Origin of the sequence: Lutibacter sp. (assembly GCF_013139515.1) — a bacterium.
Lineage (GTDB): Bacteria > Bacteroidota > Bacteroidia > Flavobacteriales > Flavobacteriaceae > Lutibacter.
In genome coordinates this window covers 14,405-28,850 of sequence record NZ_WTAR01000032.1, presented here as the reverse complement: position 1 = coordinate 28,850, position 14,446 = coordinate 14,405, and the positions used below count along the sequence as shown (strand labels likewise).

16 protein-coding genes are annotated in these 14,446 nt (G+C 28.9%); 15 read left to right on the top strand and 1 reads right to left on the bottom strand.

The features are described 5' to 3' along the window. Window positions 1-9: 9 nt before the first annotated feature. From GQ540_RS04165 to upp, 4 genes are all read left to right on the top strand, one after another. Entirely contained in the window at window positions 10-1,332 is a 1,323-nt protein-coding gene (locus GQ540_RS04165) for a gliding motility-associated protein GldE (protein WP_291797782.1), read from the top strand. 13 nt (window positions 1,333-1,345) lie between these two features. Beyond that, window positions 1,346-1,897 carry a gliding motility lipoprotein GldD gene (gldD, locus tag GQ540_RS04160; RefSeq protein ID WP_291797779.1) on the top strand — a complete coding sequence of 184 codons (552 nt, stop codon included), beginning with the start codon at window positions 1,346-1,348 and terminating at the stop codon, window positions 1,895-1,897. Further along, window positions 1,898-2,953: a COX15/CtaA family protein gene (locus tag GQ540_RS04155; protein ID WP_291797776.1), complete on the top strand. Its 1,056-nt coding sequence runs from the start codon at window positions 1,898-1,900 to the stop codon at window positions 2,951-2,953. Between the two features lie 98 nt (window positions 2,954-3,051). Then, on the top strand, window positions 3,052-3,702 hold the full coding sequence (upp, locus tag GQ540_RS04150) for a uracil phosphoribosyltransferase (protein WP_291797773.1): 651 nt from the start codon (window positions 3,052-3,054) through the stop codon (window positions 3,700-3,702). On the opposite strand, the gene GQ540_RS04145 is transcribed toward upp, so the two are convergent. Beyond that, the gene (locus tag GQ540_RS04145; protein WP_291797770.1) at window positions 3,697-4,620 is read right to left on the bottom strand and encodes a hypothetical protein; all 924 of its coding nucleotides are present in this window, start codon (window positions 4,618-4,620) and stop codon (window positions 3,697-3,699) included. The genes upp and GQ540_RS04145 overlap by 6 nt on opposite strands. Before the next feature lie 40 nt (window positions 4,621-4,660). On the opposite strand from GQ540_RS04145, the gene GQ540_RS04140 reads away from it, so the two are divergent. The 11 genes from GQ540_RS04140 to pgi all read left to right on the top strand — a co-directional run bounded on the left by GQ540_RS04140 (window position 4,661) and on the right by pgi (window position 14,300). Continuing rightward, window positions 4,661-4,858 (top strand): uracil phosphoribosyltransferase, encoded by a 198-nt coding sequence (locus tag GQ540_RS04140; RefSeq protein WP_291797767.1) that lies wholly within the window; start codon window positions 4,661-4,663, stop codon window positions 4,856-4,858. Window positions 4,859-4,905: 47 nt separating this feature from the next. Next, window positions 4,906-5,577 carry a tRNA (guanosine(46)-N7)-methyltransferase TrmB gene (trmB, locus tag GQ540_RS04135; RefSeq protein WP_291797764.1) on the top strand — a complete coding sequence of 224 codons (672 nt, stop codon included), beginning with the start codon at window positions 4,906-4,908 and terminating at the stop codon, window positions 5,575-5,577. A gap of 17 nt (window positions 5,578-5,594) precedes the next feature. Further along, window positions 5,595-5,936: an MGMT family protein gene (locus GQ540_RS04130; protein WP_291797761.1), complete on the top strand. Its 342-nt coding sequence runs from the start codon at window positions 5,595-5,597 to the stop codon at window positions 5,934-5,936. A gap of 105 nt (window positions 5,937-6,041) precedes the next feature. Continuing rightward, window positions 6,042-7,169: an Mrp/NBP35 family ATP-binding protein gene (locus GQ540_RS04125; protein WP_291797758.1), complete on the top strand. Its 1,128-nt coding sequence runs from the start codon at window positions 6,042-6,044 to the stop codon at window positions 7,167-7,169. Window positions 7,170-7,176: 7 nt separating this feature from the next. Then, window positions 7,177-7,425 carry a NifU family protein gene (locus tag GQ540_RS04120; RefSeq protein ID WP_291797755.1) on the top strand — a complete coding sequence of 83 codons (249 nt, stop codon included), beginning with the start codon at window positions 7,177-7,179 and terminating at the stop codon, window positions 7,423-7,425. A gap of 297 nt (window positions 7,426-7,722) precedes the next feature. Further along, the gene (locus GQ540_RS04115) at window positions 7,723-8,883 is read left to right on the top strand and encodes a homogentisate 1,2-dioxygenase (RefSeq protein WP_291797753.1); all 1,161 of its coding nucleotides are present in this window, start codon (window positions 7,723-7,725) and stop codon (window positions 8,881-8,883) included. A gap of 51 nt (window positions 8,884-8,934) precedes the next feature. Further along, window positions 8,935-9,213 (top strand): four helix bundle protein, encoded by a 279-nt coding sequence (locus GQ540_RS04110; protein WP_367205916.1) that lies wholly within the window; start codon window positions 8,935-8,937, stop codon window positions 9,211-9,213. A gap of 118 nt (window positions 9,214-9,331) precedes the next feature. Beyond that, a complete protein-coding gene (hppD, locus tag GQ540_RS04105) occupies window positions 9,332-10,489 on the top strand; it encodes a 4-hydroxyphenylpyruvate dioxygenase (RefSeq protein WP_291797749.1) in 1,158 nt (385 codons plus the stop codon). Between the two features lie 117 nt (window positions 10,490-10,606). Beyond that, complete coding sequence (locus GQ540_RS04100; protein ID WP_291797746.1) at window positions 10,607-11,407, top strand: DUF3108 domain-containing protein; 801 nt, start codon at window positions 10,607-10,609, stop codon at window positions 11,405-11,407. Window positions 11,408-11,458: 51 nt separating this feature from the next. Beyond that, window positions 11,459-12,688: a peptidoglycan DD-metalloendopeptidase family protein gene (locus GQ540_RS04095; protein ID WP_291797842.1), complete on the top strand. Its 1,230-nt coding sequence runs from the start codon at window positions 11,459-11,461 to the stop codon at window positions 12,686-12,688. Window positions 12,689-12,728: 40 nt separating this feature from the next. After that, entirely contained in the window at window positions 12,729-14,300 is a 1,572-nt protein-coding gene (gene pgi, locus GQ540_RS04090; protein ID WP_291797743.1) for a glucose-6-phosphate isomerase, read from the top strand. The last annotated feature ends 146 nt before the right edge of the window (window positions 14,301-14,446 follow it).

Here is a 14,446-nt window from a genome sequence, read left to right as displayed (position 1 = left end):
TTTAATTAAATGGAAATTAATTTGGATCCTGAACCCACGTTTTTACTAATTTTATTTATTAAAAGTATAGATTTTTGGCTTTTGTCAAGCATATTAATACTTGTTTTGTTGTTAATTTTATCTGCCTTAATATCAGGTGCTGAAGTTGCATTTTTCTCGTTAACTAAAGAAGATATAACAAAGGCTTCAGAATCTAAGTCTAACATTCAAAAAGTAGTGGTTTCGCTATTAAAAAATCCACAAAAATTATTAGCAACTATCCTCATTTCAAACAATTTTATAAATATTTTAATTGTTTTACTCTTCGCATATATTGGTAACACTGTGTTTAGTGAAATTACTTCCGAAGTATTAAAATTTGGTATTGAAATAGTTTTAGTTACTTTTTTAATTTTATTGTTTGGTGAAGTTTTACCTAAAGTGTACGCTACAAGAAATTCGTTAAAATTTGCTTCTTTTATGGCGTATCCGCTTAAAGTTTTAAATTCAGCATTAACAATTGTTAGTTCGCCATTAATGAGTTTAACCAATATTATTGAACATAGATTAGGGAAAAAGCAATCAAATTTATCTGTAGAAAAGTTATCTCAAGCATTAGAATTAACGTCAGATGAAGCTACAACTAAAGACGAGCAAAAAATATTAGAAGGTATTGTAAACTTTGGAAATACTGAAACAAGCCAAATTATGATTCCTAGAATAGATATTTTTGCACTTTCAACTACCGAGTTATACGAAGATGTTGTTGCAAAAATTGTTGAAAAAGGATTTTCTAGAAACCCAGTTTATAAAGAAAATATTGATGAAATTATTGGAGTTTTGTACGCAAAAGATTTATTACCACATTTAAATAAAAAAGATTTTAACTGGCAAAAACTAATTAGAGATCCCTATTTTGTTCCTGAAAACAAAAAGTTAGACGATTTATTAAAAGAATTTCAAGAAAAGAAAAACCATTTAGCAATTGTTGTTGATGAATACGGTGGTACAAGTGGAATTATTACTTTAGAAGATGTAATTGAAGAAATTGTAGGTGATATTAGTGATGAGTTTGACGATGAAGATGTATTGTTCTCTAAGTTAGATGCTAATAATTATTTATTTGAAGCAAAAACCAATTTAAAAGATTTTTATAAAATTTTAGACATAGAAAATTCAGAAATATTTGATGAAAACAAAGGAGAATCTGAAACAATTGCAGGTTTTATTTTAGAAGTTTGTGGTAGATTTCCTAAGGAAAATGAAATAATAAAGTTTCATAATTATTCGTTTAAAATTGAAGCAATGGATAAAAAACGTATCAAACAAGTAAAAATTACAATTCATAAATAATTAATAGCGTAAAATGAAAAACTTTGGTATTGTATTAATTATTACCGTTTTGTTAGTTGCTTGTAATGGTGAAACTTTACCAAAGCAAAAACCATATTTAAAATTACAATACCCATTAGCTTCATACAAAATAACCAATTCTAATTGTCCTTATAATTTTGAAGTTTCTAATTTGGCAACAGTTAATTTTAAAAATAATTGCTGGGCTACAGTTCAATATCCAAATTTAAAAGCAACAATTCATATAACCTACAGAGCTGTTGATAATAATTTAGAAGAAATTTTAAAAGAAGTAGAAAAACTAACTTTTGAACACACCGTAAAAGCCGATGTAATTAATGCTGTTCCGTATGAAAATTTAGAAAAAAAAGTATTTGGAAAACTGTATAATATTGAAGGAAATGTTGCAACCAATATACAATTTAGAGTAACAGATAGTGTTAAACATGTACTCTCAGGATCATTATATTTTTACGCAAAACCAAATTACGATTCAATAGTACCTGCAATAAAATACTTAGAAAAAGATATGATGCATTTGGTAGAAACTTTAGAATGGAAATAAATGTTAGCAAACAATTATAAGTACACAAAAATAATTAGAATCTGGTTGCTGGTTGGACTAATTATGTTAATCGGTCAAGTTATTCTTGGCGGTATTACTCGTTTAACTGGTTCAGGTCTTTCAATTACTCGTTGGGATATTATTACAGGTGTTATTCCGCCTTTAAATGCTGAACAATGGTTAAATGCTTTTGAATTGTATAAAAACACACCACAATTTCATAAAATAAATTCAACGTTTACAGTTCAAGATTTTAAATTTATTTATTTCTGGGAGTATTTTCACAGGCTTTGGGTACGATCATTAGGGTTTGTTTTTTTAATTCCATTTATACTATTTGTTTTAAAGAAACGAATAGATTTTTATTTGGTAAAACGCTTAGGTTTGGTGGTTTTTTTAACCATATTAACAGCTTCGGCAGGTTGGATAATGGTGCAAAGTGGTTTAATAAATAGACCTTGGGTAAATGCCTATAAACTAACAATTCATTTTGTGTTAGCATTATTAGTTATTGCAGCAATGGTTAAAACTATTGCAGATGTTTATGTATTTAAAAGTTATAAAAAAACACTAGAAAAACCAATTGTAGCAGTAGTTTTAGGAGTTACATTTTTACAGCTAATTTTTGCGGGTCTAATTGCTGGTATGAGAGCAGGATTGTATTATCCAACTTGGCCAGATATGAATGGAGAGTTTATACCTAGTGTATTGTTAAATTCTACACATTGGAATTGGGGAAATATGATAAATTATGATAGTTATTTATTTGCTCCTGCATTGATTCAATTTACACACAGAATTTTAGCATATGTGTTAGGCGGTTTAACTATTTATATGTTTTTTAAATTAAAAAATACTATTGAAAATAAATATAGAATTTGGTTAAACAGTTCGTTGGTTTTAGTTTTAATTCAAATTTTATTAGGAATACTTACAGTGTTAAATGTAAAAGGTAAAATACCATTGTTTTTAGGTGTAAGTCATCAATTATTTGGCTTGTTGTATTTTATAAGTTTATTATTTTTATTTTATGCACTTAGAAAAACTAAAATTTAAAAATAACTTTATTAAAGCATTTCTTTAATCCAAAAATTTTAAACTTTACTAATATAAAAGATAATTATAAAGTGCTATTTTTGTAAAAATATAATTTTATGACTGTTCATATTCTTGATGATAAAAACTCATTATTAAATAAATTTATTTCTGAAATTAGAGATGTAAACGTTCAAAAAGATTCTATGCGTTTTAGAAGAAATATTGAACGAATTGGTGAAATTTTAGCGTATGAAATAAGTCAATCTTTAGATTATCAAAATAAAGTAATAACAACTTCTTTAGGAACTAAAATTGTACCAGTACCTAAAAATGATATTGTTTTATGTTCAATTTTAAGAGCAGGATTGCCATTACATACAGGACTTTTAAACTATTTTGATGATGCTGAAAATGCATTTATTTCAGCCTATAGAAAACATATAAATGAAACTGAATTTGAAATTAAAGTAGAGTATTTTGCATCGCCAAGTTTAGAAGGTAAAACCTTAATTTTAGCCGACCCAATGCTTGCAACTGGCCAATCTATTGTAAGTGTTTATGAAGGGTTAAAAAACCATGGAACACCTAAAAAAATAATATTAGCTTGTGTAATTGGTTCTACTGAAGCCATAGAGTTAATTAAAAAACATTTCCCTTCAACTACAGAATTGTGGATTGCAACAGTTGATACTAAATTAAACGACAAAGGTTATATTGTTCCTGGTTTAGGTGATGCAGGAGATTTAGCTTTTGGAGAAAAATTATAAAAAATAAATACTTACCGATAGCCCTAGAAATAAGTATAAAATCACATTTTTAAGAATGGTTGATTTTATATTTTGTATAAAATTCGCAATAATTATAGCAGTCGGAAAAATCAAATAGAAAAATTCAGCTCCATTTTTTATTGGTGATAATGCAATAATTATTATAGCTATTATCAAGTGATTTATAAGAATATTCCAAGAGAACTTTAAATGATTACTTACCAAGACAATTTTAGGCGTACTAATTACAATTGACCATGTTAAAATTAAAATTAATAAAGCTATTGGAAGTAGCTGTTTAAAAGCTAAATATGAAGCATAATTTAAACTAATTTCAAAATTGAATTTATTATAAAACACAGGTAAAGTAGCAAAGTAAAAATGATATGTGAAATATATAAATATAGGCGTCGCTAACCCAATAATTGGTATTAATAGGGTTTTTAAGCTAATTTTTTGATAAACAATAATCCCTACATAAATTAAAAATATAAATAAAACACTCCAAGAATTAATTAAAGTTGCAATGCCAATCCAAAAGGCTGCGTCATATAATTTTATTTTAATATGAATACCACTTTTTAAGCTATATATTTTTCTAAAGCTTAAAAGCAATATTAAATTAGAAAAAAGAACAGAACTAGAAAATATAGCTTTAGGGAAAGCCACTAATATTAGTACAGCAATTAATAAAGCATAGGCATTATCTTTTGTTAATTTATTTTTTTTAATGATGAATTTAAAAATTAAAATGAAGAGTAAAAGCCAAAAAAAGTAAATGGTTTTGTTTAGTAAAAACCCCCAAGAAAATTCAATAGTATGCTCTACAAAAAAAGAAACAACATAAAACAAAAAAAGAAGCACAACTACATTAATAATGTTTACGGGTTTAGTTTTATTAAAAAAATTTGCAATCATGACTATATTTTATACTTTTGCCTGTAAATATAATTAAGATATGATTGCAAACAATATTTTTACTACAATAGCTGAATTTTGTCAAAATGTTTTATTTAAACCATTTAAAATGATAAGCTCTTCAGACAACTGGTGGTTACAAAACACAATAAGCTGGATATTTATAGCAATTACTTTTTTTGCATTTTTTTACTGGATGGGTGAATTAAAAAAATACAAAAAAGCAGGAAACGAGTAGTTTCTATTTAAAATTCACCTTAATTTCCTTTTTTAAACTCAAAACTTGTGGGGAGCAAAAACAAACTTAAAAGATTTCGTGAAAACGATACATTCGCTAATGTAATTCAACCAGAGCGAGAAGATTTATTAAAAGGCTCTTCGTTAAAAGGAAACTGGCACAAGCATTTTAACAATAACAATCCTATTGTACTTGAATTAGGTTGCGGGAAAGGGGAATACACTATTGATTTAGCTCAAAAAAACCCAAATATCAACTATATAGGCATCGATTTAAAAGGAGCGCGTTTTTGGCGAGGTGCTAAAACTGCTTTAGAAGAAAACTTAACAAACGTTGCATTTATAAGAACTCAAATTGAGTTGATAGATTGTATTTTTAATGAAGACGAAGTTTCTGAAATTTGGATAACTTTTCCAGATCCTCAAATAAAATACACACGTACAAAACATAGGTTAACAAACGCTGAGTTTTTAAAAAAATACCATCAAGTGTTAAATGCTGAAGGTGTTGTAAATTTAAAAACGGATAGTGAGTTTATGCACGGTTATACTTTAGGTTTATTGCACGGTGCAGGTCATGAGGTTTTATATGCGCATCATGATATTTATAAGAATCCACATACACCTATTGAAGTTACTTCAACACAAACCTTTTACGAAAACCAATATTTAGAAAAAGGAAAGCCAATAACCTATATAAAATTTAAACTTCGCTATTAAATTAGTACATTTATCGGATGGAGAAATCAGAAAACTTTTTTGAAAAAGTTTATGAAGTTGCCAAACTAATTCCCTTCGGAAGAGTAACAAGTTACGGTGCTATTGCTAAATATTTGGGAGCCGTAAAATCAGCAAGAATGGTGGGTTGGGCAATGAACGCATCTCATAATAAAGATGATATTCCTGCTCACAGAGTTGTAAATAGAAATGGATTACTAACAGGTAAACTTCATTTTGATGGCACCAATTTAATGCAACAATTATTAGAAAGTGAAGGAGTTGTTGTTAAAGAAAATCAAATCCAAAATTTTAGTGAAATATTTTGGGATCCTTATAAAGAATTAAGCATTGATTTATAGCTGAATCTATATGTAACTACCTCTACATTTCTTTTTAATACGAATCTTTTTATATCCGTTTGAACTCTGTATATTTGTTGTTTAGAATGATTTTAGATAAATATTATGACATTAAATAAAAAAGATATAACAAAAGTACTTGAAACCTTAACGGCTCCTGGAGAAGGAAAAAGTTTGGTTGAAAGTGGAGCCGTAAAAAACATTGTAACTTTTGATAAAGAAGTGATTATAGATGTAGCTATTGGAAACCCAACTTTACAAGCAAAAAAGAAGGTTGAGGTTGAAATAATGAAAGCAATACATGAACAAATAGATCAGAAAATTGATGTAAAAGTAAATGTTACAGCAACAATTGCCCCTATTAAACCTGTTGAAAATGCAAAACCAAATGTACCTGGTATTCAAAATATTATAGCAGTAGCTTCTGGTAAAGGTGGTGTAGGGAAATCTACAATTACCGCAAATATGGCAATTTCATTACAAAAAATGGGATTCAAAGTTGGTATTTTAGATGCTGATGTTTACGGTCCGTCTATACATTTAATGTTTGATGTAGCCAATGCAAAACCTTTATCTGTTGAAATTGACGGACGTTCAAAAATGCAACCTGTAGAAAGTTATGGTGTAAAAATATTATCGTTAGGTTTTTTTACTGATGCTAACCAAGCAGTAATTTGGCGTGGCGCAATGGCTTCAAAAGCATTAAATCAAATGATTTTTGATTCACATTGGGGAGAATTAGACTTTTTATTAATTGATTTACCTCCAGGAACTGGTGATATTCATTTATCAATTGTTCAAGCTGTTCCAGTAACTGGTGCAGTAATTGTAAGCACACCACAAAACATTGCTTTAGCTGATGCTAAAAAAGGAGTTGCTATGTTTCAGCAAGAAAATATAAGTGTACCTGTTTTAGGTATTGTTGAAAACATGAGTTATTTCACACCTGCTGAACTTCCAAATAATAAATACTATATCTTTGGTAAAGATGGCGCAAAAAATTTAGCAAAAGATATAGATGCTGCTTTTTTAGGTGAAGTACCTTTAGTACAAAGTATTAGAGAATCTGGTGATGTTGGTCATCCAGTTGCTTTACAAAATAATACACCTTTAGAAAATGCTTTTTCTGAAATCACTAAAAATGCACTTTCTCAATTAGTAAAAAGAAATAAAGACCTACCTCCAACTGAAATTGTTAGAATTACAACGATGAGTGGATGTAGCAGTAAATAAAACAACTATGAGCACTGAAGAACTTAAAACAGCAGTTGAAATTGCATTGCAGGAAATTAGACCATACTTAGAAGCTGATGGAGGTAATATTTCATTAGTTGAAGTAACTACAAATACTGCAAGTGTAAAATTAGAAGGTGCTTGTTTAGGATGTTCGGTCAATCAAATGACTTTAAAAAATGGTGTAGAAGCAACTATAAAAAGACATGCTCCACAAATTGAAGAAGTTATTGAAGTAAGTGGAATTAAATTTTAGTTGTTATAAAATAAATGATAAAAAGAGCGCTTTAAAAGCGCTCTTTTTTGTTTTAAACGTACCTTAAAATAATATTTTTATATTTGTGAATGATGAAAACAGCTTGGATTGAATTATTACTACTTCTTAAATTCTTAATTAAGAGAAATCCAGAGTGAGCTAACTAGCTCTTTTAACTTTACAATTTCATGTTTTAAAATTTTGTAACTTTAATAAAATAAATCAATTCATTATAATTGATTCAATTTTAGATTTTCACATCCCTTTTGGGAATACTCATAACTAAAAAAATAAAAAATGCCTAGATATTATTCATTAGGTAATATACCACCTAAACGTCATACAACTTTTGAAAACCCAACTGGTGGCTTATACCAAGAAGAACTTTTTGGAACTGCAGGTTTTGTAGGAATGTCTTCCTTAATTTATCATTTACACCCACCAACCGTTGTTTCTGAAATTAAACAATTAAAAAATGTTACTCCTAAAATTGCTGTCGAAAAAAATATGAAGGCGCTAAGCTTTAAAGGATTTTCTTTAACACCCGAAACGGATTATTTAGATAGTAGAAAAACATTGTTTGTAAACAACGATTTACACATTGGTTTAGCCGCACCTAAAGCATTCTCTCCTTCTTATTTCTACAAAAATGCAGATGCTGACGAAATGATTTTTGTGCATATTGGTTCTGGAATTTTAAAAACCATGTATGGAAATATTGATTTTAAATATGGCGATTATTTAATTATTCCGCGTGGAACCATTTATCAGATAGATTTTGACACCGAGGAGAACAGATTGCTATATGTAGAATCTTTCAGCCCAATTGTGACACCAAAACAATACAGAAATAATTTCGGACAATTATTAGAACATTCACCTTTTTGTGAACGTGATTTTAGATTGCCAACCAATTTAGAAACTCATGATGAAAAAGGAGTGTTTAAAGTCTTAATTAAAAAACAAGGTGTGCTTTGGGAATATATGTACAACAACCATCCTTTTGATGTTGTTGGTTGGGATGGGTTTAATTATCCTTATGCATTTTCAATACATGATTTTGAACCAATAACAGGGCGTATTCATATGCCGCCACCAATTCATCAAACTTGGGAAGCCGCAGGGTTTGTAGTTTGTTCATTTGTGCCAAGAATGTATGATTATCACCCAAAAGCAATCCCTGCACCATATCATCATAGTAATATAGATTCTGAAGAGATTTTGTATTATGTTGATGGTGATTTTATGAGCAGAAATACTATTGAAAAAGGGCAATTAACTTTACATCCTGGCGGTATTCCTCATGGTCCTCATCCTGGTGCAATAGAAAGAAGTATTGGCAAAAAAGAAACCGGAGAATTAGCAGTTATGATTGATCCTTTTAAACCCGTTATGATTACTGAAGAAGCACTAAATTTACAAGTAGATGATTATTATAAATCTTGGATTGTTGAATAAAAAAAATAGACTTTAAAGAAAAGAGAGGAAAGAAAATAGACTTAAATTAGTATGAAAAGGCATAATTATAAAAAATTAAAAATTTGGCAATTAGGTTTAGAAATCTCAAAAAATGTTTCTGATATTTTAACTAATTTTCCAAAACACGAACGATTTGATTTAAGTTCACAAATAAGTAGATGTTCAATTTCAATACCTAGTAATATTGCTGAAAGTTCAGCAAGAACAGACAAATCTTTTTCTCATTTTCTAAATATTTATTTAGGCTCTTCTTTTGAACTTTCAACACAACTTTTAATTGCACATCATAGAGCATATATTAATACATAAACATTAAATAACCTAGAAGAAAAAATAGAAGAATTTCAAAAAATAACTATGGGTTTCCAAAATGGCTTAATGTAGTCTTTTGTCTATATTCTTTTTTCTTTTATCAAAAAAAATAACAATGTCAGATTTAAAAAACATACAAAACTTTAATTACGGACTAGAGAAAATATTCCCAGAAGCAGATGATTTTTTACCATTATTAGGGACTGATTATGTAGAACTTTATGTTGGAAACGCAAAACAAGCGGCTCATTATTACAAAACAGCATTCGGGTTTCAATCATTAGCATATGCTGGATTGGAAACTGGAATAACAGATAGAACAAGTTATGTATTGGTTCAGGATAAAATACGTTTGGTGTTAACTACACCAATGCCAAATTCAGAAAATAAAGAACTATTTAATCACATTGAAAAACACGGTGATGGTGTAAAAGTAGTTGCTCTTTGGGTTGAAGACGCTACAAAAGCTTGGCAAGAAACAACAAAACGTGGCGCTAAATCATTTATGAAACCTGTTAAAGAAAGTGATAAAAATGGTGAAGTTATTCGTTCTGGAATTCATACGTATGGAGATACTGTTCATGTTTTTGTAGAACGTAAAAACTATACAGGTGTGTTTCTTCCGAAGTTTGAAAAATGGAAATCAACTCATAACCCAAAAGGTGTTGGTTTGCGTTATATAGATCATATGGTTGGTAATGTTGGCTGGAACGAAATGAATGTTTGGGCAGAATTTTACAATAAAGTTATGGGTTTTGCTAATTTAATAACTTTTGACGATAAAGATATTTCAACACAGTACACAGCCTTAATGAGTAAAGTAATGACCAACGGAAATGGGCGTGTAAAATTTCCAATTAATGAACCTGCTGAAGGGAAAAAGAAATCTCAAATTGAAGAATATTTAGATTTTTATAATGGTGCAGGAGTGCAACATATTGCTGTTGCTACAAATAATATTTTAGAAACAGTAAAAGAAATGACTGAACGTGGAGTGGAATTTTTATATGTTCCGGGTTCCTATTACGATACGGTTTTAGGTAGAGTTGGAGAGATTGATGAGAATTTAGCTGAATTAAAAGATTTAGGAATTTTAGTAGATAGAGATGAAGAAGGTTACCTTTTACAAATATTTACAAAACCGATAACAGACAGGCCAACACTGTTTTTTGAAATTATTCAGCGAAAAGGCGCGCAATCATTTGGGAAAGGAAACTTTAAAGCCTTATTTGAAAGTATTGAGGCTGAACAAGAACGTAGAGGTACTTTATAAAACAAGCTAATATTTCAATAAAATAATAAAAGCTTAACATCATTTGTTAAGCTTTTATTATTTTTGGCTTAATAATTGTATTTTTCATCATAAATATGAATTAATTCAGCGACAAGAATGAAGAAAAAATTTATCATAGTACTACTATTAATTTCAGCATTTTCGTATGGACAATCTGTAAAAAATGAAAATTCAAATACACCTTTTCCTTTTAAAAATGGAGAATGGCTAAAGTTTAGAATGAGTTATAGTAATTTTTTTAATGCTGGCTATTCAACCATTGAAGTTAAAGAAATAAAAAACAATAAAGAAGAAGCTTTTCATATTATTGGTAAAGGAAAAACTACTGGATTAATAAGTTTGTTTTTTAAGGTGAAGGACAACTACCAATCATACATGTACAAAGAATCCTTAAAGCCTTACAGATTTATTCGTAAAATAAATGAAGGAGGCTATACTAAAGACAAAGAAATTTTATTTAATTATGAAGCTAATGAAGCTACAGTTAAAGATTATAAGCATAATAAAGTAGAAAAGCACCCTATTAGCAGTGATATTCAAGATATTCTTTCATCACTTTACTTTTTAAGAAATCAAAACCTTAGTGATTTAGAAATTGGTGATGACGTTGAAATTAAAATGTTTTTTGATGAAGAAATTACAAATTTTAAACTTCATTTTTTAGGGAAAGAAATTATAAGAACAAAATTTGGGAAAATAAAAACATTGAAATTCAGACCTTTGGTACAAGCAGGTCGTGTTTTTAAAGAACAAGAAAGCGTAAGTATTTGGGTTACTGATGATGAAAATAAAATTCCTTTAAGAATTAAAGCATCATTAGCAGTTGGATCGCTTAGAGCAGATTTAGATGCTTTTAAAGGTTTAGCACACCCTTTTAACATTATTTTCAACAATTAAATTGTACTTTTGCGTTTTAAAATTTTTAACCTGATTAAAACGTAAATACAAATTATTTTGAAAAAATTAATTACACTTATAAGTCTCGTTTTATTAATTTCTTGTAAAGAAGAAAAACCAGTAATTAATATTGTACCTGCATTACCAAAAGTAATTTATGAGTATGGTTTTAAGCTAAATAACTTTAAAGTAATTCACGATACAATAAAGAAAGGTGAAAACTTTAGTGAAATATTAGATAGACATCATGTTGAATATCCAAAAGTATTAGAAATTGTAACTAAAGTTAAAGACACTTTTAATGTAAGAAGAATTAAAAGTGGTATTCCTTATACCATTTTAGCTAAAAAAGATACTACTGAAGCAGCACAAGTTTTTATATACAAACATTCTAAAGTTCGTTATACTGTTATTGATTTTAAAGATTCAATAATTGCGGCATACAATGCTAAAAAACCTGTAAAAGCAGTAATTAAAACTGCTTCAGGAATTATAACTAGCTCTCTGTCTGATGCAATTGATGAACAAGGTTTAAGTTCGTATTTAACCTACAAAATGGCAGATGATATTTATGCTTGGACAATTGATTTTTCTCGACTTCAAAAAAACGATAAATTTAAATTAATATATGAACAATTTTATATTAATGATACTGTGCCTGTTGGTATTGGAGAAGTAAAAGCAGCTTATTTTGAACATGGGAATAAGCCATTTTACGCATTTAAATTTGTAGCTGATTCAATATTAAATATTCCCGATTATTTTGATGATGAGGCCACTAATTTACGTCGCCAGTTTTTAAAAATGCCTGTAAAATTTAGTAGAATTTCATCTCGTTATAATTTACGAAGAAGAATACCTTTATATGGTAATAAAGTTAGAGCACATAAAGGTACAGATTATGCCGCGCCTATTGGTACGCCAATTATGGCAACCGCAAATGGTACAGTTACAGAATCTCGCTATAAAGGAGGTAATGGTAATTATGTAAAAGTACGCCATAACGCAACATACAGTACGCAATATTTACATATGAGTAAGCGAAAGGTGAAAGTTGGGCAATTTGTGAAACAAGGTGAAGTAATTGGTTTAATTGGAATGACAGGAAATACAGCTGGTCCGCATGTATGTTATCGTTTTTGGAAAAATGGAAAACAAGTTGATCCGTTAAAGCAAAAATTACCAGCTGCCGAACCAATGAAAGAAATTGTTAAACCTAATTATTTCGAATTTATAGTTCCTTTAAAAAATAAAATAGACTCAATAAACTATCCAAATTAAAACCTTTTTATTCTTCAGAAAAAGAAATAAACTTTAAGTTATGTCATTAAAAAGCACAAACCCAACACAAACAAAAGCTTGGTCTAAACTAACAGCGCATTTTGCTGAAATTGAAAATCAACATTTAAAATCGTTATTTAATAACGACACCAAAAGAAAAGAAAACTTCACCATAAATTTTAACAATTTTGAATTTGATTATTCAAAAAATAGAATTACTGAAGAAACATTAGAATATTTGTTAGAACTAGCAAATGAAGTAGATTTAAAAAGTGCAATAAACGCACAATTTTCAGGTGAAATAATTAATCAGACTGAAAAAAGAGCAGTATTACATACCGCTTTAAGAAACCAAGCTAACAATGAAATAGTTGTTGATGGTAAAAACGTGATGCCTGAAGTGAACGAAACGTTGGCTAAAATGGAAGCGTTTACCAATAAAGTTACTTCTGGAAATTGGAAAGGATATACAGGAAAAGCAATAACTGATGTTGTAAATATTGGTATTGGAGGTTCAGATTTAGGGCCTGATATGGTTGTGGAGTCTTTAAAATATTACAAAAATAAGTTGAATGTTCATTTTGTTTCAAATATTGATGGTGACCACGTTCAAGAAGTTATTAAAAATTTAAATGCTGAAACAACACTATTTGTAATTGTTTCAAAAACTTTTACCACGCAAGAAACATTAACAAATGCAACTACTATTAAAAAATGGTTTTTGCAAACTGCTTCAGAAAATGATGTTGCAAAACATTTTGTAGCTGTTTCTACAAATTTAAAATCTGTTAGTGAATTTGGAATTGCAACCGACAATATTTTTACGATGTGGGATTGGGTTGGCGGTCGTTTTTCATTGTGGAGCACTGTTGGCTTGTCAATAAGCTTAGCTATAGGTTTCAAAAATTTTAAAGACCTTTTAATCGGTGCGTTTGAAATGGATGAACACTTTAAAAATACACCTTTTGAAAAAAACGCGCCAGTTGTGTTAAGTTTAATAGGTGTTTGGTACACCAACTTTTTTAATGCTGAAACTGAAGCTATTTTGCCTTACACACAATACTTAAGCAAATTAGCACCTTATTTACAACAAGCCATTATGGAAAGTAATGGTAAAAGTGTTGATAGAAATGGTGAAAAGGTAAATTACCAAACAGGAAATGTTATTTGGGGAAGTACAGGTACCAATTCTCAACATGCTTTTATGCAGTTATTGCACCAGGGAACAAAATTAATTCCAGCTGATTTTATTGGGTTTAAAGAGTCATTATATGGAAATAAAGAACATCATGATAAATTAATGGCTAACTTTTTTGCTCAAACTCAAGCATTGGCTGAAGGTAAAACAAAAGAAGAAGTTCATTTAGACTTAAAGACTCAAGGTAAAATGGATGCTATTGAAAAGTTATTACCATACAAAGTTTTTGAAGGAAATAAACCAAGTACTACAATATTGATTCAAAAATTGTCACCTAAAACTTTAGGAAGTCTAATTGCTTTTTATGAACATAAAATATTTGTTCAAGGAATTATATGGAATATTTTTAGCTACGATCAATTTGGCGTTGAATTAGGAAAAGAATTAGCCCAAAAATTGTATAAAAAAAGTTAATTTTTTAACAGTATAAGAAGCAACCATGTTGAACAATTAACATCTGTTAATAAACTGTTAACATTTAAACAATTGTTTGTCAGTTTTTACGATGATTTTTATTACTTTTAATAGTCTTAATTTTTTGTTAAAACTTAACGATTAGT